This is a genomic window from Psychrobacter sp. Ps3 (assembly GCF_022129275.1).
In the GTDB taxonomy this organism is placed as follows: domain Bacteria; phylum Pseudomonadota; class Gammaproteobacteria; order Pseudomonadales; family Moraxellaceae; genus Psychrobacter; species Psychrobacter submarinus.
In genome coordinates, this window is record NZ_JADQAL010000009.1 from 1 (window position 1) to 23832 (window position 23832).

General features: G+C 47.4%; 20 protein-coding genes and 1 pseudogene. 8 read left to right on the forward strand and 13 right to left on the reverse strand.

Annotated elements, in window-relative coordinates:
• Window positions 1-115: 115 nt before the first annotated feature.
• Window positions 116-814, reverse strand: coding sequence for a phosphate regulon transcriptional regulator PhoB (gene phoB / locus I3248_RS04440; protein WP_238062678.1), 699 nt, complete (start codon window positions 812-814; stop codon window positions 116-118).
• Window positions 815-1171: 357 nt separating this feature from the next.
• Here phoB and pstS point away from each other — a divergent pair, with 357 nt between their 5' ends.
• The 5 genes from pstS to phoU all read left to right on the forward strand — a co-directional run bounded on the left by pstS (window position 1172) and on the right by phoU (window position 6158).
• A complete protein-coding gene (gene pstS / locus I3248_RS04445; RefSeq protein WP_238062679.1) occupies window positions 1172-2314 on the forward strand; it encodes a phosphate ABC transporter substrate-binding protein PstS in 1143 nt (380 codons plus the stop codon).
• A gap of 113 nt (window positions 2315-2427) precedes the next feature.
• On the forward strand, window positions 2428-3384 hold the full coding sequence (gene pstC, locus I3248_RS04450) for a phosphate ABC transporter permease subunit PstC (RefSeq protein WP_238062680.1): 957 nt from the start codon (window positions 2428-2430) through the stop codon (window positions 3382-3384).
• A 169-nt stretch (window positions 3385-3553) separates the two neighbouring features.
• Window positions 3554-4366 (forward strand): phosphate ABC transporter permease PstA, encoded by an 813-nt coding sequence (pstA, locus tag I3248_RS04455; RefSeq protein ID WP_238062739.1) that lies wholly within the window; start codon window positions 3554-3556, stop codon window positions 4364-4366.
• A gap of 243 nt (window positions 4367-4609) precedes the next feature.
• Complete coding sequence (gene pstB, locus I3248_RS04460; RefSeq protein ID WP_238062740.1) at window positions 4610-5353, forward strand: phosphate ABC transporter ATP-binding protein PstB; 744 nt, start codon at window positions 4610-4612, stop codon at window positions 5351-5353.
• A gap of 76 nt (window positions 5354-5429) precedes the next feature.
• On the forward strand, window positions 5430-6158 hold the full coding sequence (gene phoU, locus I3248_RS04465; RefSeq protein ID WP_201559309.1) for a phosphate signaling complex protein PhoU: 729 nt from the start codon (window positions 5430-5432) through the stop codon (window positions 6156-6158).
• A gap of 213 nt (window positions 6159-6371) precedes the next feature.
• Here phoU and I3248_RS12125 read toward each other — a convergent pair whose 3' ends face one another.
• Complete coding sequence (locus I3248_RS12125) at window positions 6372-6434, reverse strand: hypothetical protein (RefSeq protein WP_269117139.1); 63 nt, start codon at window positions 6432-6434, stop codon at window positions 6372-6374.
• 268 nt (window positions 6435-6702) lie between these two features.
• Between I3248_RS12125 and I3248_RS04475 the strand changes: the two genes are divergently transcribed.
• Window positions 6703-7413 (forward strand): TetR/AcrR family transcriptional regulator, encoded by a 711-nt coding sequence (locus tag I3248_RS04475; RefSeq protein ID WP_238062681.1) that lies wholly within the window; start codon window positions 6703-6705, stop codon window positions 7411-7413.
• A gap of 84 nt (window positions 7414-7497) precedes the next feature.
• Here the strand turns inward: I3248_RS04475 and I3248_RS04480 are convergent, their stop codons facing one another.
• From I3248_RS04480 to I3248_RS04510, 7 genes and pseudogenes are all read right to left on the reverse strand, one after another.
• Complete coding sequence (locus tag I3248_RS04480; protein ID WP_346268420.1) at window positions 7498-8400, reverse strand: AMP-binding protein; 903 nt, start codon at window positions 8398-8400, stop codon at window positions 7498-7500.
• On the reverse strand, window positions 8355-8630 hold the full coding sequence (locus I3248_RS04485) for a hypothetical protein (protein WP_238062682.1): 276 nt from the start codon (window positions 8628-8630) through the stop codon (window positions 8355-8357). The genes I3248_RS04480 and I3248_RS04485 overlap by 46 nt, the downstream gene beginning before the upstream one ends.
• A gap of 73 nt (window positions 8631-8703) precedes the next feature.
• Window positions 8704-9792, reverse strand: coding sequence for a CaiB/BaiF CoA-transferase family protein (locus I3248_RS04490; RefSeq protein ID WP_238062683.1), 1089 nt, complete (start codon window positions 9790-9792; stop codon window positions 8704-8706).
• Window positions 9785-11965: a 3-hydroxyacyl-CoA dehydrogenase NAD-binding domain-containing protein gene (locus I3248_RS04495; protein WP_238062684.1), complete on the reverse strand. Its 2181-nt coding sequence runs from the start codon at window positions 11963-11965 to the stop codon at window positions 9785-9787. The genes I3248_RS04490 and I3248_RS04495 overlap by 8 nt, the downstream gene beginning before the upstream one ends.
• Before the next feature lie 55 nt (window positions 11966-12020).
• Window positions 12021-13229, reverse strand: coding sequence for an acetyl-CoA C-acetyltransferase (locus I3248_RS04500; protein WP_238062685.1), 1209 nt, complete (start codon window positions 13227-13229; stop codon window positions 12021-12023).
• 113 nt (window positions 13230-13342) lie between these two features.
• Window positions 13343-14494, reverse strand: a complete 1152-nt coding sequence (locus I3248_RS04505; RefSeq protein ID WP_238062686.1) for an acyl-CoA dehydrogenase family protein — start codon at window positions 14492-14494, stop codon at window positions 13343-13345.
• A gap of 546 nt (window positions 14495-15040) precedes the next feature.
• Window positions 15041-15289 (reverse strand): annotated as a pseudogene (locus tag I3248_RS04510) (3-oxoadipyl-CoA thiolase); the annotation flags it as partial.
• Between the two features lie 27 nt (window positions 15290-15316).
• On the opposite strand from I3248_RS04510, the gene I3248_RS04515 reads away from it, so the two are divergent.
• The gene (locus I3248_RS04515) at window positions 15317-15691 is read left to right on the forward strand and encodes an IclR family transcriptional regulator C-terminal domain-containing protein (RefSeq protein ID WP_269117141.1); all 375 of its coding nucleotides are present in this window, start codon (window positions 15317-15319) and stop codon (window positions 15689-15691) included.
• A gap of 37 nt (window positions 15692-15728) precedes the next feature.
• Here the strand turns inward: I3248_RS04515 and I3248_RS04520 are convergent, their stop codons facing one another.
• The gene (locus I3248_RS04520) at window positions 15729-16655 is read right to left on the reverse strand and encodes a bestrophin family ion channel (RefSeq protein ID WP_238062688.1); all 927 of its coding nucleotides are present in this window, start codon (window positions 16653-16655) and stop codon (window positions 15729-15731) included.
• A gap of 161 nt (window positions 16656-16816) precedes the next feature.
• Entirely contained in the window at window positions 16817-17251 is a 435-nt protein-coding gene (gene cadR / locus I3248_RS04525; protein ID WP_269117136.1) for a Cd(II)/Pb(II)-responsive transcriptional regulator, read from the reverse strand.
• A 152-nt stretch (window positions 17252-17403) separates the two neighbouring features.
• Between cadR and I3248_RS04530 the strand changes: the two genes are divergently transcribed.
• A complete protein-coding gene (locus I3248_RS04530; RefSeq protein ID WP_238062689.1) occupies window positions 17404-19545 on the forward strand; it encodes a heavy metal translocating P-type ATPase in 2142 nt (713 codons plus the stop codon).
• A gap of 47 nt (window positions 19546-19592) precedes the next feature.
• Here the strand turns inward: I3248_RS04530 and betT are convergent, their stop codons facing one another.
• Both betT and betA read right to left on the reverse strand, forming a co-directional pair.
• Window positions 19593-21638 carry a choline BCCT transporter BetT gene (betT, locus tag I3248_RS04535; protein WP_238062690.1) on the reverse strand — a complete coding sequence of 682 codons (2046 nt, stop codon included), beginning with the start codon at window positions 21636-21638 and terminating at the stop codon, window positions 19593-19595.
• A gap of 363 nt (window positions 21639-22001) precedes the next feature.
• A complete protein-coding gene (gene betA, locus I3248_RS04540; RefSeq protein ID WP_238062691.1) occupies window positions 22002-23702 on the reverse strand; it encodes a choline dehydrogenase in 1701 nt (566 codons plus the stop codon).
• Between the last annotated feature and the right edge of the window lie 130 nt (window positions 23703-23832).

Below are 23832 nucleotides of genomic sequence, written 5' to 3' on the forward strand. Positions count from 1 at the left end.
AACTTTGGACTTCTTTTTTTATCTTTTTTTTGAGCGCTTATCCCGAACTGGGGTTTATTGACTATCCTTAATATTGGCTACATTACAATCGATACGGTTTTAAACAGTACTCTCGTTATTCAATCAGACCAGAAAACCGATACCCTGTACCGCGTACCGTTTGAATAAACGTATGGCAGCCAAAGGGCTTTAGTAACTTACGTAAACGGCGAATGTGCACATCAATCGTTCGATCCTCAATATAGACATTGCCGCCCCAGACCTGATCTAACAGCTGCGGACGCGTGTAGGCACGCTCCGGATGGCTCATAAAAAACGCCAATAAACGATACTCTGTAGGACCTAAATCGATAACCTGATCATTCGCTGTCACTCGCTGGCTTTTGGGGTTTAGGCTCAGTGCACCTATTTCGATAGGTCTATCGCTACTGAGTGCACTACTACGACGTAGTACCGCTTTGATCCTAGAGATCAATTCTCGGGTGGAGAAAGGTTTGGTCATATAGTCATCAGCGCCAGCATCGAGCCCGTGTACTTTGCTATCTTCTTCGCTTTTGGCAGTCAGCATAATGACGGGTATCTCAGCGAGTATCTCATCATTTTTTAGCATACGGCAAAAATCAATGCCGCTCTTATCTCCTGGCAACATCCAATCTAGCAAAATTAGCGCAGGCCTGTGATCAACGACTTGCTGATGAGCCTCTGAGATATCGGCCGCCTGCAAACTCTCAAAGCCTGCCATCTCTAGCGTCATCATCACCATCTCACGAATTGCAGGTTCATCTTCAACAATCAAAATCTGCTCGTTGTGCATACTACAGCCTTGTTTTTTAACGTACTAATAGGAAATGAAAAGTCGATAAGTACTGATTAGCGTCTGTCCATTAAACACAATAATTATGACAGTTTAATGACAGTAATCCTATCGCCAAACCGCTGTTAAATAAATCTATCCCTGCCAACCTCATAAGAATGAAGCGTGACGTATTTTTTTGAGGCGATCTTAATTCATAAAAACACTCTATGTCATCAAACTGTCATATTTGCTCGGCACAATGTGCTCATCAACCGCCAAGACAGGTTGTCGAAAAACACAAGTAGCAATACCGCAGTAGCGGAAGTGTTAATTATAACTGTCAATAATGATAAATAGTGAACTTTAGGAGAAACAATGCGTTATTCATTTATGGCTGTCGCCATCATAAGCACTCTAAGTTTAACCGCTTGCGATAGATCTGCCGATAGTAACTCAAGCACTGAATCAACTGCTTCAGCCCAATCGAGCGCGGCCTCTACTCAGAGCGCTAATGCCGCATCAGCTGAAAACGTGTCGATGAATATCACCGGCGCAGGTGCTTCTTTTCCGCAGCCTATCTATGCTAAGTGGTCAGCGGACTACAATGCAGCGACCAAAGGCCAAGTGAACTATCAGTCTATCGGCTCATCAGGCGGCATCAAGCAAATCACTGCAGGTACGGTTGATTTTGGGGCATCGGATGCGCCAATGACGCCAGAAGAGCTAGAAAAAGAAGGCTTGATTCAGTTCCCAACCGTTATCGGTGGCGTGGTTCCTGTCGTGAACGTAGAAGGCATCGAGCCTGGCGCACTAAAGCTTGACGGTAAAGTATTGGCAGACATCTATCTTGGCAACATCAGCAAGTGGAATGACGCGGCAATCAAAGCGCTAAACCCAGACTTGACGCTACCAGACAGCCCAATCACTACTGTATTCCGTTCAGACGGCTCAGGCACGACCTTTAACTTCACGGACTACTTGGCAAAAGTATCACCAGAGTGGCAAAGCAGTGTCGGTGTGGACAAAACCGTTAAGTGGCCAACCTCTGACCGCGGCGCGGCAGGTAAAGGCAACGAAGGTGTGGCAAGCTACGTGAACCGTATGCAAAACTCTATCGGCTATGTGGAATACGCGTACGCGAAGCAAAACAACATGTCACACGCGACCTTGAAAAACGCAGCGGGTAACTTTGTACAGCCGTCAATCGACAGCTTTGCTGCTGCAGGCGACATCGATTGGTCTCAGCAAGAAGGCTTCTATAAAGTCATTACCAACTCAGAAACTGACCAAGCATGGCCAATCGCTGCGGCGACCTTTATCTTGGTTCACAAGCAGCCACAAGATCCAAAACAAGTGGCAGGCGTGCTGAACTTCTTTAACTGGGCGTACGACCAAGGCGACGCGGCAGCTACAGATTTGGACTACGTGCCATTCTCAGATACTGCTGTGGCACTGTTTAAAGACAGCTGGAAACAAGTGGTTGATAAAGATGGCAACCCTGTCTATACCCCACAGTAAGAACCGTTAACGCATGACGTCTGTAACCAAGCCGAGGGGCGGATCGCAGGCGTCGTTGCATCGCTTGTATTTAGCGCATCTATTCGAGTAATGAGAGCAACGTTGAGGTGACTATGGCAGGGCACAATCTGCAAACACAATTGGCAAAACAAAAGCGCTGGGATGCTGTCTTTGTAAATACCACCAAAGCGGCGGCGTTGTTTGTGCTGCTGAGCTTAGGGGCAATTTTGGTCTCTTTGATTGTTGGTGCATGGCCAAGTATGCAAACCTTTGGCTTTGACTTTTATACCAGCAACAACTGGGATCCTGTCGCAGGCGAGTACGGAGCGCTGGCACCGATTTACGGTACGGTGATGACCTCGATTATGGCGATTGTGATTGCGGTGCCTATTAGCTTTGGTATTGCCATCTTTTTGACTGAGCTGTGCCCAACCTTTTTAAAGAAGCCTTTGGGCATCGCTATTGAGCTGCTCGCGGGTATTCCCTCTATCATCTATGGCATGTGGGGTCTGTTCGTATTTGCGCCGTTTTTTGGTAATAACATCCAGCCATGGCTGACCGAGCATTTGGGCGATTTGCCTGTGATTGGCAAGCTGTTCGTCGGTGCGCCGATGGGTATTGGTCTGTTTACCGCCGCGCTTGTTTTGGCGATTATGATTATTCCCTTTATCGCCGCGACCATGCGTGATGTGTTCTCAGTGGTGCCCAATTTGCTCAAAGAATCAGCCTACGGTATGGGCGCGACCACATGGGAAGTTATGTTTAAAATCATCTTGCCTTATACCAAAACAGGGGTGGTTGGTGGCGTAATCTTAGGTCTTGGCCGGGCGCTTGGCGAGACCATGGCGGTGACCTTCTTGATTGGTAATACCTTTAACATCAACCCAAGTATGTTCGCCTCTGGCGTGTCGATCACCTCGGCGCTGGCCAACGAATTTGCCGAAGCCTCTGACCCACTGCACTTGGCGTCACTGCTACACCTTGGCTTGATTCTATTTATGATTACTTTCGTGGTGCTGAGTATCTCGCGCTTGATGTTACGCAATATGGACAAGCGCGCAGGACACTAAGTCGGCGCGCACGGTTTACTACTTTTAATAAGCGTTATGTTGTATGAACGGTCAATCCAGCGACCTATGAATCAAAAGGAATATGTGCATGTCTAGCTTGACTGCTGTGTCACCTGTCTCAACCCCGCCCGCGCAAAAGATTGACCGCGGCTTATACCGCCGCCGCCGTATGTGGAACAAGGTCGGACTAGGCTTTGCGTCTTTTGCCATGGTCTTTGGTTTGTTTTGGCTGCTTTGGATTTTGGTCACGCTCGGTATCGAAGGCATGAGCGGCTTGATTGAGATGCCAGTATTTACCGTAGACACGCCGCCGCCGATGACAGAGGGTGGTTTGCGAAACGCCATCGTGGGTTCAATCATGATTGCCAGTAGCGGTTTGTTTATCGGTGCGCCGATTGGCATGTTGGCGGGTATTTATTTGGCGGAATTTTCAGGCGGCAACAAGCTGGGTCAAGTCATTCGTTTTTTAAATGACATTTTGCTGTCGGCACCCTCTATCGTGATTGGTCTATTCGTCTATGCCTTGATGGTAAAAGGCGGCAGCTTTTCAGGTTGGGCAGGGGCGTGCGCTTTGGCACTCATCGTGATTCCTGTAGTAGTGCGTACTACTGAAAACATGCTGCTGCTCGTGCCCAATACCTTACGCGAAGCGGCGTATGCGCTTGGTACGCCTAAGTGGAAGCTGGTGTTAAGCGTGACGGTAAAAGCAGCGCGTGCAGGCTTGACCACAGGGGTGCTGCTCGCATTCGCCCGTATCACGGGTGAGACCGCGCCTTTGCTATTTACAGCGCTGAACAACCAATACTTTAGCTTAGATATGAGTAACGCCATGGGCAACATGCCAAACACCATTTATCAGTTTGCCATGAGCCCTTATGACAACTGGCATGCTTTAGCTTGGGCAGCGGCGCTATTGATTACCTTTACGGTGCTTGCGCTCAATGTCATCGCCCGTTATATCGGTGCGCGTGAGCGTCATTAATCACGGCCGCGACTCAGCCATTGCCACACAAACGCATATCAGACCGAAAAAAAGGATACTCCCATGACCGACACCGCTATCAAGACACCAAAGACCAAATCCGTATTTACAGAAGAAAGCACTGCCGTGAACACAAAAACCACCCAACCACCTGTATCTGCCCCTGTTATTAACACACAAGCCAACACACAGACGCAGGCAGATGCCAGCAGCACAACAGAAGAAGCAACGCCAGCAGCGAAAATGCAAATTCGTGATTTAAACTTCCATTACGGTGATTTTCATGCACTAAAAAACATCTCTATCGACATTCCAGATCGCAAAGTGACCGCGTTTATCGGGCCATCAGGCTGCGGTAAATCAACCCTGCTGCGCACCTTTAACCGCATGTATGATTTGTATCCCAACATGCGCGCGGATGGGCAAATCATCCTTGATGGGCAAAATATCTTGGACAAGTCGGTCGATGTCAATTTGCTACGCGCTCGTGTCGGCATGGTGTTCCAAAAACCGACACCGTTCCCGATGTCTATTTTTGATAATGTTGCCTTTGGTGTGCGTCTGTACGAAAAACTGTCTAAAGCGGATCTGGTCGAACGTGTCGAATGGGCACTTAAAAAAGCGGCACTGTGGGATGAGGTTAAAAACAAGCTAAACGCCTCAGGTCTGTCACTCTCAGGTGGTCAGCAGCAGCGCTTGTGTATCGCGCGCGGCGTGGCTACCAAACCTGAGGTGTTGCTGCTTGATGAGCCAACCTCCGCCCTTGACCCCATCTCAACAGGTGCGATTGAAGACTTGATTGAAGATTTAAAACAAGACTACACCATCGCGATTGTGACCCACAATATGCAGCAAGCGGCGCGTATCTCAGACTACACCGCCTATATGTATCTGGGTGATATGGTTGAGATTGGCAAGACCGACCAAGTCTTTACCAACCCCACGCAAAAAGCGACCGAAGACTACATCACAGGTCGTTACGGTTAAGTTGCCATAATTGCTACCGATGCCGCTCTGTTGCGGCATCTTTTTTGTCTTATTTTTGCCTTATGAGGACACCATCATGCCGCATCAAATGGCGCACACCTCGCGCAGCTTTGACCATGATTTAAAAGAAACCACGACCTTATTTTTGCACATGGGCGCGCAAGTGGATGAGCAGGTAGCGCATGCCATGCGCGCCTTGATTGAGAGCGATAGCACGCTAGCGGAGCAAGTGATTGAGCACGACAGCCATATCAATCAAATGGAAGTGCAAATTGATGAGCATATTTTGCTGCTCTTAGCGCGTCGCCAACCTGCCGCGCGTGATTTGCGCTACGTGATGGCGATGAGTAAAGGCGTGGTCGATATCGAGCGCATCGGCGATGAAGCGACCAAAATTGCGCATATGGCCAAACAAATCGCCGCCGAAAATCACAACACCTATTGTCACCATGAAGTACAGCACCTGAGCAACCAAGTACGCTTGATGCTGAACAATGCGCTGCTGGCTTTTGAAAAACTACACGCCAATGAAGCATTTGAAGTGATGCGCGATGATGGTAGTGTTGACTTCGAGTACCAGTCGGCGGTAAGGGCGCTGATGACGTATGTCATGGCAGATGCGCGTCAAGTCACACAAGTGATGAATTTGATGTGGGTACTGCGCGCGCTTGAGCGTATCGGCGACCATGCGCGCAACATCGCCGAGCTGGTAATTTATATCAGTAGCGGCACGGACGTGCGCCACAGCGATTTTCATACCGTCAAGCAAGCGGTCGATGCGTCAAAAGACAAGGGGCTGTCCTAGATAAGTAAAATTATTTAGGATAGCCCCATCCCATGTCTGTCATTCATACCCGATTATCGCCTCAATAAGGCTGAAGCAATGATATTAGCGAACCTTCATACTCTACTATTATCCGCTTATAATATATAAAGACATCGATTATTTAATTTAAAAGGTTTACTAGGTACCATAAACACCCTTCTTACTGGCACACGAACGGCTAAGTCTTTACCTTCACCGATTCCAGAGCAAGCAAACATGAATGTCTGCATGCTTTGGAAGGCGCGCTGCGAGCATGCAACCTGCCGAACCCCCACCAACCACGACATAATCAAATTCTATTTTGATATTCTTGTGGTATGCACGCTTGAATTATAATAGTAATTGTAATTACCTTATTGCTGGTTTATAACTATAAACTAAGCATATTATTTACTGCTTTTATTCTAGATATCCCACTGACTCATTGCAATAAAATGCTTTACAATGGTAACTGTTATTATCATCACTGAATAGTTTGAGCGAAAAGTTAGTTAAATAATGAGCCTATAAGGAACAATAAGATATGCCACCTACTCGATCAAAGCTGCCTTCTAACTCTAATCGTAAAAACAAAATTGGCCAACCAAAGAGCAGTAAACTTAAAAAAGACACGCGTACTACGCCTTTAGCTGTAGCGCCTCTGAGTGATATGCGTCCTGCGACATTAGAGAAAGTAGAAAAAGCGGTTCGTCTGCTTTTTGCTGATAGTGATGCCAGCGATATTACTATGATACAAATTGCCAAGACGGCAAATGTGTCACTGCAGACGCTCTATAAGTACTTTGGCGATAAGCAAACGGTACTTTATACCATTATGGATTTAGTGCTAGGCAGACTTGCCACTAGAATGATGGATCATCTGCAAGGTATCGATAGCGTTGAAGATCGCCTGCGTAAAACCCTATGGGTATGCTTAGATTTTGTCGATACGCATCCAGACGCGGTGATGGTGCTGTCTAAAGTCTCGATAGCGCGTTTTCATAACATCGCAATTTATAACAATAAAGAGCTAATCAATGCATTTTTAAGCGTGCTTGAAGATGGTCAAAAGCGCGGAGTATTAGTAGACACTGTGCCACTGCACATCTTATTTGATGTGTTTATGGGCTTTATTAGTCGCCTTGGTATTATGCAAACCATTCGTCAAGCAGAGGCACCACTAAACGCAAATTTTGATGCTTTATTTAGTATATTGTGGCGCTCTATGTCGAAGCCTGAGTTATCCGACTTATAAGCAGATCATTAATTCAAACCTAGCTATTAAAAAGCTAATTTAGTTAAAATCAGCTTTTTAATAGCCTTTAAACTAAAGCATTTTTTACGCTTTATTGGCCGCTTTTCTCAGCTCATGACGTAATATTTTACCGACAGTAGATTTTGGCAGCTCGTCTATAAATTCGATATGGCGAGGACATTTATAGCCGGCTAGATTTTCTTTACACAGCATTTTTATATCCTCCGCCATTAAGTTTTCATCAGCCTTAACGATATAGGCTTTGACCGACTGTCCTTGGCTTTTATCAGCAATACCGACGACAGAGCACTCGGCAACTTTGAGGTGAGTCTCGATGACGTTTTCGACTTCATTAGGATAAACATTAAAGCCGCTGACGATGATCATATCTTTTTTGCGGTCGTATATTTTGATGGAACCTTGCTCATTCATCGAGGCGATATCACCGGTTTTTAGGTAGCCATCAGCAGTGAAAAATTTGGCATTATCGATATTATGATAGGTTGTGATGACGTTATCGCCTTTGATACACATCTCGCCCACCTCATTTAAACCTAGCACCTCATCCTCATCATTGCGAATACTAATATCCACGCCAGGTAGCGGCAAGCCGACGTTGCCCGTGTACTCGGTACCATCAAATGGATTGGCAGTTCCTACGCCTAGTGTCTCAGACATCCCCCAGCCTTCCAAAATAGGCAGTCCTGTGATTTCAAGCCAGCGTTTGGCCGTCTCAGGCGTGGCTGCCATACCGCCCACTACCGTTAATTTACATTCTGAGAAATCCAGTTTACGAAAGTCAGGATGATTGACAAAAGCTTGAAACAGCGTATTCACCCCTGGCAGCAAATGAAAAGGACGTTTGGCTAAAATTTTAATAAAGCTATCAATGTCACGCGGGTTAGTGACTAAAGTCAGATGCTGACCGACCGTTAAGCCGACTATCGAGCAGATAAAAGCATAGATATGATACAGCGGCAGGGCAATATAGCTATGACTGAGCCTTTAGCGAGTCCCAAATTTGGAATCCAAGCGGCAATCTGCAATGACATGCTATCGATTTGCGCATAGGAGTAGCTGACGCCCATATTGCTAGTAAACTGACGATCAGCAAACGCTTGCAATTTATCATCAAATATATCTAGCACCGTACTATGTGGTCGATCTATATAGGCATTAACCCCTGCTGGATAACCCTGTGTCCAAAACTTATCCATAACTTACCTTCCTTGGTAATTGATTTATAGTAGATAATGTTGACCCTGCATCCACAAAAACCAGCTTTTAAATTCAGTCTTTTATAACTTGCCATCCTAATGTTGTCTGGTGCTCATCTTGGTGGGCAAATAATGGATGACTCTTGGCCTCCTCTAAGCTCAGTACTGGCGTTACACAGACATCGGCTGACGCGAATACTTGCTGCCAAAACTCAAGCGGTTGACTAGCAAACTTATCACTGACTTTTGTGGCCGCTTCACGACTTTCAGGCAGGTTTGGCATCACCCCGCGCTGCCAATGCGCGTCTTTGAGCTCTGGCAGCTCTAATACCTCACACAGCCCTTGCCAGAATTTTAGCTCAAGTGATCCTACCGCCATGTAGCGATTATCAGACGTTTGATATAAGCGATAACAAGGCAATAGTCCACCCAAAAAGTCATAATTTGGCGACGGGTTTTGTCCTGAGAAGCTTTTGACGAGCTCCCCTGTCGCTTTTGGCATGACCATATGGTTATACAAGCTATGAGTCATACTCACCGCAACATGGCGACCTTTACCTGTGCGCTGTGCGGCGAATACCGCTGCTAACAAGGCAATTACTGCCGTATCACTACCACCTGCCAAATCGGCAAACTGAATGTTAGGCATGGCCTGCTCACCAGTTGCGGTACGCAGCTGATCGAGTACCCCGCTCATCGCCATAAAGTTGATATCATGACCGGCTTTATCCGCCCAGTCGTGAGCCACTGGCGAGTTGTCGCTATCGTTAGCCATGCCATAGCCCGTAATAGAGACGATAACCAATTTTGGATTAATAGCATGTAAGGTTTGGGCGTCTAACCCCATCCCTTTTAGCACCCCAGGGCGAAAGCTATCGAGCATGACATCAGCGTCTTTGAGATGCGCTTTGATAACCTCTATGCCTTTGGGGTCGCGAAAATCAACCTTACCGATAGTTTTGCCGTGATTTAAAGCTTCAAACAAGCCGCCTAAAGCGCGGGCAGGATCGCCGCTTTTTGGCTCAACCTTGGTAATCTCAGCGCCCAAATCCGCAAGCAGACGCGTGGCAAAGGGCCCAGGTAGGTTGCGCGTCAAATCTACAACGCGCAGTCCTTGTAAGCAGTCGCTCATACCCTCTATTGCGTGAGCTAAATTAGCCATCCACAAACTCCTCGCCACTTGCAGCCATATCTACCAAAATCTTAGCCGGCTCAAAACGCTCGCCATATTGCTTGGCTAGCTCACGGCTACGAGCGACAAAGCGCTCGACACCCATAGCGTTGATAAACTGCAAAGTGCCGCCTTGGTTTGGAGCAAAACCCCAACCAAAGATAGAGCCGATGTTGGTATCTGCGACAGATCGCACCACGTTTTCTTCAAAACATTTCGCCGACTCGTTGGCTTGAATAAACATCAAGCGATCGACTAGATCTTGTTGCGAGGGCTGCTCGCTACTGGTTGGATAGAGCTCGGTCAGCTTAGGCCACAAGTGCTTATCGCCTTTGTCTGGATAGTCATAAAAGCCTTTGCCGTTCTTTTTACCTTCGCGCTCATGCTCTTTGACTAAGGTTTTAAGAATGTCGTAAGAGGGACGCATCACCATGGTCTTACCCTCCGCCTCCATATCCTTTTGCTGTTGCTCGCTAACATGCAGCGCTAAGCTTAACGACACCTCATCTTGTAGCGCTAAGGGCGACATAGGCATACCCGTCTTTAGACCTGCGACCTCAATACTGCGGGGATGCACGCCTTCGCCTAGCATAGCGATGCCTTCTGAGACATAAGTACCAAACACCCGCGAGGTATAAAAGCCGCGACTATCATTGACGACGATTGGGGTTTTGCCAATTTGCAATACATAATCAAAGGCTTTGGCTAAGGTCTCATCACTGGTTTGCGCGCCTACGATAATCTCAACCAACGGCATCTTATCAACTGGCGAGAAGAAATGCAGACCGATAAACTGCTGCGGGCGCTGGCTGGCCTCAGCCAGTCCGGTGATAGGCAGAGTTGAGGTGTTAGACGCATAAACGGCCGTTTGTGGTATAACGGCTTCCGCTTGCTCAGTACACTTAGCTTTGATTTCACGGTTTTCAAACACCGCTTCAATTATCAAATCACAATCTTTTAGGTCGTCATAGGAGACGGTTGGTTTAATACGAGCTAGCAGCGCTTGTTTTTTGTCCTCGGTAGAACGTTTACGGCTGATGGCTTTATCTAAAATAGTCTCAGAATAGGCTTTGCCCTTTTCAGCTCCTGCTATATCTGTATCGAGTAAAACCACATCGATACCGACTTTAGCCGTGACATAAGCGATGCCTGCGCCCATCATACCCGCACCTAAGATACCCACCTTTTTGGTTTGATAGCGCTCAAAGCTATCAGGACGTGATTGGCCTTTTTTGATGTTGTTAAGCTGCGTCCAAAGCGTGCTGATCATATTTCTAGATTCAGACGATAGCACGCAAGCGGCAAAATAGCGCGACTCAAGCTCAAGGCCAGTGTCGATATCGACAATGCAGCCTTCAAAGACGCAAGACATTATATGGGTGATCGCAGGATAATTACCATGCGATTTTTGATTCGCCATCGCAGGCGCGATAGAGAATACTTGTACTACTTTTGGATGCTTGCTATCACCGCCGGGAATTTTAAAGCCCTTTTTATCCCAAGGCTGCTTTGCTTGCGGATTGGCTTTGATCCACGCTTTGGCTTGCGCTAACATATCTTCATTGTCCGTCGCTATAGCGTCGATAAGACCGATATCCATTGCGGCTTTAGGCCGTAGCTCTTTGCCTTGGGTCATTAGCTCTAGCGATTTTTGAATACCAACTAGCCTTGGTAGACGCTGAGTACCACCGCCGCCAGGTAGCAAGCCAAGTTTGACTTCTGGCAGACCCAGCTTAGTCTTTGGCGAGTCAATCGCAATGCGATAATGACAAGCTAATGCCAGCTCCAACCCGCCGCCAAGCGCCGTTCCTGTCATCGCAGCCACGACGGGCTTGCCTGCGGTCTCAAGCCTGCGGAGGCTGCCTTTTAATTCTTTAACCAAGTCAAAGGCTTGCTGCGCGGTTTGTATATTAGAGAGCTGATCGATATCTGCGCCAACCACGAAACTGTTTTTTGCCGAGGTTAGAATTAAGCCTTTCGCAGAATCATCACCAATAAAGCTGTCCGTCACAGTAGCAAAAGCGTCGTTAAAACCATCGCCGATAACGTTCATTTTACGATCGCTTTGATCGATAGATACGGTGATGATGCCCTCATCATCCCGCTCAGCTGAAAAATTTGCTAGCTTGTTTATTGCATCAATGCTGTCTGTAGTCGTTGTCATTTTTTGTCCCTTAAATGATCTCTTAGTTATCACTATCTATTTAACAGGTAGAGTGTTATACGCGCTCAATGATGGTGGCAATACCCATACCACCGCCGACACATAAGGTAAGCATGGCGGTTTTAAGATCACGGCGCTCAAGCTCGTCGAGCACCGTTGTCATCAGCATCGCACCTGTAGCACCAAGCGGATGACCCATAGCGATAGCGCCGCCATTGACGTTGACGATATCAAGCGAGATGCCAAGATCATCCGCTGTATTCATAGGGACAGCGGCAAAAGCTTCATTAATCTCCCAAAGATCGATATCGGAGGCTTGCATACCCGCCTTGTCGAGTGCTTTTCTACAAGCAGGGGTTGGACCTGTGAGCATGATCGAAGGCTCAGAGCCTATGACTGAGGCCATCGTAATCTTGGCTCGTGGTTTCAGACCGGCTTTTTTGCCTGCAGCAGCGCTGCCGACTAAGCATAACGCGGCACCATCGACGATGCCTGAGGAATTGCCCGCATGATGCACATGATTGACAGTTTCGATAGTGGTGTATTTATCTAAAATCACACTATCAAAACCCATTTGACCAGACATAGCAAAAGAAGGGTTTAGGCCTGCTAGCGTCTCAGGCGTCGTGCTGGGACGAATAGTCTCATCTTTCGCTAATAGCAGCATACCGTTGAGATCTTTGACAGGTACTACTGACTTATCAAAATAGCCCTGCTCCCAAGCTTTGGCAGCTCTTTGGTGTGACTGGGTAGCGAACGCATCGACATCGCTGCGACTAAAACCTTTGAGCGTGGCTATGGTATCGGCACCCACCCCTTGTGGGACAAAACCAGTACCGTCATTGACCCGTGGATCCATGTACCAAGCACCGCCATCAGAACCCATAGGCACACGGCTCATTGACTCGACGCCACCAGCGACGACCATGTCCTCCATACCCGACATGACTTTTGCTGCGGCAAGGTTGATCGACTCAAGTCCTGAGGCGCAGTATCTAGACAGCGTGACACCTGCAACGCTTTGATCCCAATCGGCATCGAGCACGGCAATACGCGCGATATCAGAACCTTGTTCGCCAACGGGTGTCACACAGCCGAGTACCACATCATCGACTAGACTTGTATCCAAATGATGACGCTGCTGCATCTCTTTTAATAAACCACGCACCAGCCAAATCGGCGATGCTTGATACAAAGAGCCGTCCTGTTTACCCTTGCCGCGCGGCGTACGGATACTGTCAAAAATATAAGCCGTCTCAGTCATAAAATTCCCTTTTTCTGTCTTTTGAATAAATAATAGTTTAAATCTAAAGCTGGACTTATTTATTATAAATCCAATTTTAGCTTTTATATTAGCGATAACGCCTATAAGAGCCGTTACATAAAGCGTGACGCCAGCTCTTTCATAATCTCATTAGTGCCGCCGTATATTTTTTGTACCCGAGCATCGGCATACATACGAGCGATTGGATACTCTGACATATAGCCATAACCGCCAAACAGTTGCAGACACTCATCCATCGTTTTGCACTGTTTCTCGGTTACCCAGTACTTAATGAGCGAGGCTTGCGCGGCATCAAGTTTACCTTCTATTTGTGCCTCTACTGCTGAATCGCATAAGGTTTTTACCGCTAAATAATCCGCTTGCACCTCAGCGAGCTTAAAGCGCGTATTTTGGAACTTCCAAATCGGCTTGCCAAAAGCTTCACGCTGTTTGACATAATCGAGGGTCAGCTCTAAAGCCAGTTTCATAGCGCCGCAGCCACTCAGAGCAATAATCAGGCGCTCTTGTGGCAACTCCTGCATCATATGCATAAAGCCTAGACCTTCCATACCGCCGAGTATGTTTTTTTGTGGCACACGGACATTATCGAAGAATAGCTCTGAGGTATCTTGTCCGGCAAGGCCCGTCTTTTTGAGGTTACGACCGCGCGAAAACCCTTGTAGATCGTCTGTCTCAACTAGGATAAGAGAGACGCCCTGCGCACCCTTATCGCGGTCTGTTTTGCACGCTAATAGCAAAATATTGGCATGCTGACCGTTAGTGATAAAGGTTTTTGAACCATTAATAATATAGTCGTCACCATCTTTTGTCGCATAAGTCTTAATGGCCTGTAAGTCAGAACCCGTACCCGGTTCGGTCATCGCAATAGCACCGATATACTCGCCTGTTGCCATTTTTGGTAATATCGACTTTTTCTGATCTTCTGTGCCAAGCTTATAGATATAAGGCGCAACAATACCTGAATGCACCATACCGCCATACCCGGCTTGGTTCGCCTGCGACTGCGCCAAAATGATAGCCGCTTCATGACCAAAGTCGCCGCCACCGCCGCCGTATGCTTCTGGTATTGACGCACACAAAAAGCCCATCGCGCCCGCCTCTTCCCAAGCATCGCGATCGATCATGCCAGCCTCGCGCCATCCTTCGTCTCTTTCTTCCCAGCTTTGAAACATTTTTAGAGCACTGTCGTATACCATTTCGTGCTCTTCGGTCATCCACTTTGCTGAAAATGTTCTGATGCTCATAATGTCTTTCCTTGACAAGGTTTTCTAGTAATAATTAAATCAATAATGATAGTGCAAAACTTTTTATGGCGGGTTAACAATAAATAGTAATATTTATTACCCTTATAAATTCTTTGATACCGTCTTCAGATATCAAGCCATGGGATTTATACTAGAATAGCAAGTATTATGTTGCAACTCATATTTAAACAATGGTAATTATAATTACCATTGTTTAAATATGAGTTAATAGTTTGTGTTAGTAACGCAATTGCTCATACTGATTATGAAAAAGTAAATAGCCGCGGGGTAGCAGCATAGGTAGATAAAATTAGATAACTGAAATGAGACTGAGATGAGATTGCTGGAGCTTTAAGAATTCTATATTAAGAGTCTTAAGTAAAGATGCTTGGTTAAAGAAGCTTAGTTGTGGAAGCTCGATTAAAAAAATGAAAATAAATCAGCATATAAGGGCCATATCGTTGATAACCTATCAAAGAATAGATAAGTAGAACAAGGTGAAAAAACAGGCCCTTTTGCATGAGATTTGAGAGATGAATTATAGGCTTAGACCCGCTCTATGACCATAGCCAGCCCTTGCCCGATACCAATGCATAAGCTAACGACCGCATATCGTCCACCCGTGCGCTGTAGCTCGCGCGCTGTACTTAACGCGAGCCTTGCACCTGATGCACCAAGCGGATGACCGACCGCAATCGCCCCGCCATTAGGGTTGACGCGGGTGTCATCAAAGTCGATATTCAAAGCCTTTAGACAACCCAGTACTTGCGAGGCAAAGGCTTCGTTAATCTCAATGTGGTACAAGGCGCTAGCGCCACGACGATGCGGCGTAACGTTGGCTCATATCTACCTATGTACTCAACAGCTATGGGCCGCGCGTGCTTAGCAAGCATGCCATCTGCTGAACAAGATTTTATGATGAATGCGATACGTCATAAGTACGATAAAGACTGGTTAAACATCAAGTCAAGCCTAGAGCAAGCGTTTAAAGATTATGAGGATTTTGGCTACTGCTTCTCATTTGGTGATTGGCAAAAAGAGGTCAATGCCGTTGCCACAGCTATCATGCACCCTACCGAGGGTCTACTCACCTTTAACTGCGGCGCGCCAAGTTTTGTACTTAGCTGTACTAAGATTGAAGAGGACATTGCGCCGCGTCTAATGCATATGAAGTATAATATTGAGAGCAGCCTTTAGTTCAATCAAGAAAAACGAGCACTTACACTCAAACCAACTACTGTAAATAACCGCCCTCAGACATAAGCTCAGGCGGCAGATCCGTTTCGCCCAGAGCTTCTAGCAAATTGATCTCGATAGTGCGAGAAATAGAAGTCAAAGCCAAATTATTAGCATCCACGCCAAATGGATTGGTAATTTCCTCATTGAGAGCATCTAAGCCAAAAAAGGTGTACGCAATGACGCCGCAGACTAAAGGGGTGACCCAGCCTAAAGACGTCGCCAAGCCAAAAGGCAGCATAAAGCAGTACAGGTAAGTGGTACGGTGCACCAGCAAGGTATAAGCAAATGGCAATGGCGTGTTATGAATGCGCTCGCAAGCTGCCAAAACTATAGTCATCGAGGTGACGCGTTCGTCCATATTTTGTATCATAAGATCAGATGTCAGCTGCTCACGTCGACTACGGCTGAGCTCTTTGCCGATTAATCGCAAGAGATATTCAGGAAGGTTACCGGCTTTACGCATACTGGCGTGATGCTCCGGCGCTACAAAACGCTCAACATCCTCCCAAGGGGAAGTATTACGAAGTCTGTGCCTGAGGGCGTGAGTAAAGGCAATCGTCAGCTGCACCATAGAGCGCTGCGCGCGCTGTCCACTATAAGTGTCGTCGTCTATAAAGGATAGTACCTGCCGAGTAAAGCTACGAGCATCGTATACCAACTGACCCCATAAGCAGCGTCCCTCCCACCAGCGCTGGTAGCTGGCATTATTCCGAAAGCCGAGAAACAAAGATAAAGCAATACCCAGTAAGGTAAAAGGCGCAGCACCATAAGAGGGAAAGGAGCCTGGAATCCAGTGCTGGACGGCTGAGATGACTGCGCTAAGTAAAGTAATCAGTAAAACTTGCAGATAGATATGAGGAATGACAGAACCGCGTAAGGTGAAGAGTATTCTAAAGGCATTCGGTTTTTGCCAAACGATCATGACAGCTTCCTATAAATCTGATATCGAGGTACGCGGGGTCAACTACTTGGGTGCTAGCTACTGAGAAATAATGACTGGCGATTTTAGCACGAAACTTTTCCATGCGGTGGCAGTGCTTAGGTAATAACTTGCATACCGTTATTAATCATTAGAATATTCGACTAATCATGACAAGAGTCATCCGCAAGCGCGTGTAGTATCCCGCACGATTCAGCAGGTGCCTCTGTTGTACACTTTTGGCGCAGCTGTATTAAGTGCTGCTTTAATTGCCGCAATTCTTGCATGCGTGTCTCTACGGTTTCAATATGCTCCTCTAATAACTCATTGACCTCTCCGCAGTTTTTATCTGGAGTATCCCAGTACTGCAGTAACACGCGCACTTCATCCAAACTCATATCAAGCGTACGACAGTGCAATATAAACTGCAGGCGCTCGATGTGCTCTTCACGATATAACCGATAATTGCCTTGGCTACGAAAAGGCTCGGGCAATAACTGCTCTTTTTCATAATAACGAATGGTCTCAACCGTCGCCCCTGTGCGCCGAGCAAGCTCACCGATTTTAATGGGTGCTTTGATTGCTGCTTTGACTGCCATTACCCTCTCCTTTTATTGCTCAAATCTATACTGCTTAAATCTATGTAAGTAGCCGTAAGGTTCATTATAAAAATCTGATGTGCTGCCATTAACACCTTGACCCTAAAGCCGCTACAGGGTTCATAATACCTTTAATAAGAGGATAAATCACTATGCAATATCATATTGAAGGTATGGACTGCGCCAGCTGCGTTAACAAGATCGAAACAGCTTTAACCCGTATGCCAGGCGTCTCTGACGTTCAGCTCAACTTTGCGACACAAAAGTTAGCGCTCACCCTAGCGCCTGATGCCACGACTGAAGTCAAAGATATCGAAAGGACCATCAAACGCCTTGGGTTTGGTATGTCAGAATTAACCGAACAACAAGACGCAGTCGTTGGTCATGAGGCCAATGTAGACGATCAGCACTGGTGGCAGACAATGAAGGGCAAGCAGGTCATCGGCATTGGCTTACTGATGAGCGCAGCCTATATGCTGTCTTTGGTATTTCCTGCATACGGCGCTTGGGCTTTTATTATCGCTGTGGTTATTGGCGTGCTTCCTTTTGCACGAAAAGCCTTGACACTGGCTACAGCAGGTTCTCCCTTTTCGATTGAGATGCTGATGTCTATCGCAGCGCTTGGCGCCCTTATCATTGGTGAGGCTGAGGAAGCGGCTGCGGTTGTTTTCTTGTTCTCCGTAGGTGAATTATTAGAGAGCGTTGCCGCTGATCGAGCGCGTGCGGGCATTAGAGCACTAGCCTCACTGGTGCCAAAAAGAGCCGTGTTACTTGATGAGCAAGGCGTGCCGCGTGAAGTTGCTGCCGCGTTACTACAAGTAGATGACCGAGTACTCGTCCGTCCTGGTGATAAAGTCTCTGCTGATGGCATTATTATTCAAGGCTCCTCCAGCTTAGATGATTCGCCGGTAACAGGAGAGTCGATACCGGTTGTCAAAACCGTCGGCGATGAGGTATTTGCAGGTTCCATCAACGTTGATAGCGCCCTACACGTACGCGTACAAAAAACAGCGGCTGATAATACTATTGCGCGTATTATTGAGCTTGTGGAGCAAGCACAAGCCTCCAAAGCCCCTACCGCTCGTTTTATTGAAAAATTTAGTCGATACTATACGCCCATCGTGATGGCTGTTGCCGCCTTAGTGATCATCGTGCCGCCATTATTGTTAGGCGGAGGATGGGGAACTTGGCTGTATCGCGGTTTGGCACTGTTACTGATTGCTTGTCCTTGCGCGCTAGTACTATCTACTCCGGCGGCCATTGCCTCAGGCTTAGCAGTTGGTGCGCGCCGCGGCTTATTAATCAAAGGCGGTAGCGCCCTAGAAATCATTGGCCGTGTCAATACCGTGGCCTTTGACAAGACGGGTACCTTAACCGAAGGCAAGCCGCGCGTAACTGACGTCGTTGCCTTTACAGAAGGAGGCACTGAGGTAAGCGGGACAAATGAGGTATTAGCGTTGTTCGCTAGCGTTGAGTCCGGCTCTAATCATCCGCTTGCCAAAGCTATCGTAGAGCGTGCAAGAGTAGCTAAGGTTGCCATTCCTATCGCTGCCAATGCCTCTGCAACTGCTGGTAAAGCGGTACATGCCACGGTCAATGGACGCTCTTTAGCCATAGGCTCTCCTATCTACGCCGCTGACGAGAGCTTACTTCTACCCGAGCAGCAGGTACAGATTGAGTCGCTGCAAAGTGAAGGCAAAACGGTTTCAGTGCTATTCGATGAACACAGCGCTGAAGTGATTGGCTTAGTGGCACTGCGCGATGAGCTGCGTGACGATGCGTGGCAAGGTGTGGCTCAGCTTAGCGCCATGAACGTGCGCTCGGTCATGCTAACAGGTGATAACCATCTCACCGCGCAGGCGCTTGCTACGCCTTTGGATATAGAATGGCGAGCTGAGCTGTTACCCGAAGACAAACTACGTTTACTCAGCGAGATGAGGGACAATAATAAAATAGCGATGGTGGGCGACGGAATTAATGACGCGCCAGCTCTAGCCAGCGCAGATGTCGGCATCGCGATGGGTGGTGGTACCGATGTGGCTATCGAAACCGCTGACGTTGCTCTATTACAAAGCCGCGTCACTGACGTCGCTCATCTTATTGCTCTGTCACGCGCGACCTTAGCCAATATACATCAAAACGTCATTTTTGCGCTCGGTCTAAAAGGTATCTTCCTTATTACTACCATACTCGGTATCACAGGTTTGTGGATTGCGGTCTTAGCCGACACTGGCGCAACGATACTCGTGACCCTGAATGCCTTGCGTTTGCTGCGCTTTAAAAAGACCCTATAAGTTATCTTGAACTTATAGGGTCTATACAAAGCTATATTTATTAAGAATTAACGCTCTAAATGTAAATACTGCAAATGGCGCTCATACTGATGCAGAATATCGACCAGCACCTGCTCTTTGGTGTAGCCTACCAAGTCGTACTCCTGCGAGCCATCGCTTAAAAACACCTCAGCACGGTAGTAAAACTCAGCATGCTTGGTTGAGGTGTTTAAGGTAAAATTCGGACGTTCAGCTTTGATGAGATTGACCTCATAAATAAAGTCATCTTCATCGCCATGACCGACGCGCAGCTTGATACCATCTATTTGACCATTGTCATCGTCTAGACCTGCATCGAGATCGTCACCGATATTGGCCAGATTTCGCACATCCAATGACGTCTTTAGACCGCCAGTTCTTAGCTCTTTTTCGACATCACTCATGGCAGGTTTGACGATGTTTTGTAAAAACCGCTCGACTTGCGTATGGCTTGGGAAGCTAACGATACGCTGCAGACGCGCTTTCCAGCTCTTACCGCTATCAAGTACGTTTGCGGTGCCAACCGTACTGGCTTTACGCTTATTGCCCTCTTCTTTTAGGCTGCGCCACATCGACATCATATAAAGCACCAAAATCAGCGAAAATGGCAAACCTGCGATGACAGACACTGACTGCAACGAAGCAAAGCCGCCTGCGAACAGCAAACCTAAAGTGATAAGACCGGTCGCCGCTGCCCAAAATAGGCGCAGCCAAACCGGCGCATCAGTATCATTGGTCATACCTTTTGAGCTGAGATTGGCCAGTACTAGTGCACCAGAGTCCGCTGAAGTCACAAAGAAAATAAGCCCGATGACCACGCCAGCGAATGATAAAACATCACTAAAAGGGAAGTACTCAAACAAGGCAAACATGCCCATCGCCGCGTCATTAATAGCGATTTCACCAAGCTCTGTCGCACCATTGGCGACTAAGTCTATCGCTGAATTGCCAAAGATAGAAAACCAAGCAAAGATAAACCCCAGCGGGATAAACATCACACCAAAGACAAACTCACGCAAGGTACGACCACGGCTGATACGCGCAATAAATAAGCCGACAAAGGGTGCCCAAGCCACCCACCATGCCCAGAAAAATATCGTCCAGCCTGATTTCCAATCGGCACCAGCGCTGCCGTCATAGGCATAGACGTCGAATGTTTTGAAAACGATGGTTTGGAAATACTGACCGATACTTTGGGTAAAGGTATTGAGCAAGTACACCGTATTGCCCATCACCAATATCGCGATTAATAGCAATATTGACGAGAGCATATTGAATTCAGATAGACGGCGTACCCCTCGCTCTACACCGGTCATGGCAGAGATAGCGGCAGCAGCTACTACGCCTAAGATGATCAAGCTCTGCACCATCTTGCTCGACTCGATACCGAAGACATGGGTCAAACCCGCGTTGGCCTGCAACACCCCGATGCCTAAGCTGGTGGCAATCCCCATCAAGGTACAGACCACGCCAAAGGTATCAATGCCATCACCGAGCCAGCCTTTGACTAGGCGCTCGCCAAAGATAGGCGTCAGCGGTGAGCGTAGCGCCAGTGGCATGTTTTTGCGATAGGCAAAGTACGCTAGCGCCATACCAATCAGCGCATAAATACCCCAACCATGCAGACCCCAATGCAAAAAAGTCTGAGATAACGCTTGGCGCATCGCTTCGGCACTGGCAGGCTCTAGCCCCGTATGCGGCGTGAGATAATGCATCAACGGTTCAGAGGCACCAAAAAACAATAAATCGATACCAATACCGGCCGAAAATAGCATCGCTGCCCACGCCAAAAAGGGAAACTGCGCTTTTTCGTGGTCTTGTCCCAGCTTGATATCGCCGTATTTTGAAAAGCCCACAAACAAAGCAAAAATACTATAAGCAGCCACCACCAGCATGTAATACCAGCCAAAACTCTCTGATACCCACGCCATGCTCGCGCTTAATAATGCCTCACTATAATCTGGCAAGGCAATCGTCCAAATAATCAATAAAATAGAAATAATCGCAGAGCCTAAAAAAACCGCTTTATTTAGGCTCAAGGGTTTCGTCGCATCTTCTGATGGCGAACTGTACATAAAAGACCTCAATAGGTAAATGAAACAGGATCTGATAGTGCTTTGTCCGTCATAACATAGTGCAGAATTACCACGTTATCTATATAAGCGCAGGATGCACAAAGCAGTACCAATCAATAAAACTTGCTAAGCAATTCGCAGACTCCTTAGCAAGACCTCAAAAACCAGCAATATAAACAGGAATAACGATTACGCTATAGTCAAATAAAAATTGAGAACCTATAGCTAGGAACAAGTTTTTCTCGTTTATTGCCAGCACAAACGGATTGACGCTGATAAAAAAGACCTTTACTTTGAAAGGCCTTTTATTTGAAATTGACGTTATATTATCCTTATATCGTGCCTACTCGCTGGCACGTTTATTTATACAGTCGTATGATAAGCACGCATCGGCTCGGCTCGAAGTGATGCGCCATTGGCGACATAATAATCCGCCGTCGAGCGTGGTAATTGCTTGCCGCGCATCTTATCAACGATTTTTTCGGCCAGCATAATGGTGGTAGCATTTAAGTTACCACTAATGATATTTGGCATAATCGACGCATCAACGACACGCAGACCATCGATACCGTGTACCAGCCCTTCACCATTGACCACCGAATCATTACCCTCACCCATCGCACAGGTACACGACGGATGATAAGCGGTCTCGCTATGATTGCGGACATACTCATCCAACTGCGCATCGGTCACCAGATCATCGGTCGGCGCGATAGCACGGCCGCGATATGGGTCAAGCGCTGGCTGATGCATAATCTCGCGAGTGATACGCATCGCCGCGCGGAACTCTTGCCAGTCCTGCTCGTGCGACATATAATTAAATAAAATACTTGGATGCGCATTTGGGTCTTTTGAGGTGAGCTTGACGCGGCCACGACTCGGTGATCGTAATGAGCCCACATGCGCTTGGAAGCTGTGCGATTTCACCGCACTACGACCATCGTAACGCACCGCTAATGGCAAGAAGTGATACTGGATATTGGGGTGCGTAAATTTCTCATCAGTACGGATAAAGCCGCCACCCTCGAACTGATTGGACGCGCCAAGACCAGTACCATTAAACAACCACTCAGCACCAATCGCAGGTTTATTCCACCATTTATTGGCAGGGGCAATCGACACGGGTAGCTTACATTCGTACTGCATATACAGCTCTAAATGGTCTTGTAGATTATTACCGACACCCGGCAGCTCTAAAACCTCATTAATACCCAAGTCTTTGAGCCACTGACCAGGGGCAATACCAGAGCGCTGCAATAATTGCGGCGAAGCGATAGCACCCGATGAGACGATCACTTCACGAGCGGCATAGAATTTTTTGGTTTGACCTTGATGCTCAACTTTAACGCCGACCGCGCGCTTACCATCGAATAAAATCACATCGGTCAAGGCACCGGTCAAAATCGTGATATTGTCACGCGGCTTGGCACGGTCGAGATACCCGCGAGCCGTTGATGCGCGGCGACCATTAGGCGTGACAAAACGATCCATTGGCCCAAAGCCTTCTTGCTGATAGCCGTTTAGATCCTCTGTACGCGGATAGCCTGCCTGCACGCCCGCTTCAATCATCGCTTCAAACAGCGGATTGACCCCAGGTTTTGAGGTGGTCATTTCTACCGGACCACCGACGCCATGATAGTCGTTTTCGCCTGCGTCGCAGTTCTCTGATTTTTTAAAGTACGGCAAGCAGTCGAGATACGTCCAGTCTTCTAAGCCCTTGATTTTGGCCCAGTCGTCAAAATCGAGCGCATTACCACGGATGTAGCACATGCCATTGATGAGGGATGAACCGCCCAGCCCTTTACCGCGGCCACAGTCCATGACGCGGTTATTCATATATGGCTCAGGATCGGTTTTGTAGCCCCAGTTATACGTAGTGCCTTGTAGCGGCATCGCGAGCGCCGCTGGCATCTGCGTACGAAAGTCTAGTCGATAATCAGGTCGACCAGCTTCTAATAGCAACACCTTAATGTTGGCATCTTCGGTCAAGCGCGTGGCCAGCACGTTTCCGGCTGAGCCTGCACCGACAATGATGTAGTCATATTCAGGTGTGGTTGATGTCATAAAACGCTCCATAATAGTAAAAATACGTCATGTCATCAGTAAGCTCACATCATGCCGGCGTATTTACCTACATGACGTGCTTACTAACGACAACTTTCTTTGTACATTAAAACAAGTGGTTAAAACAGGT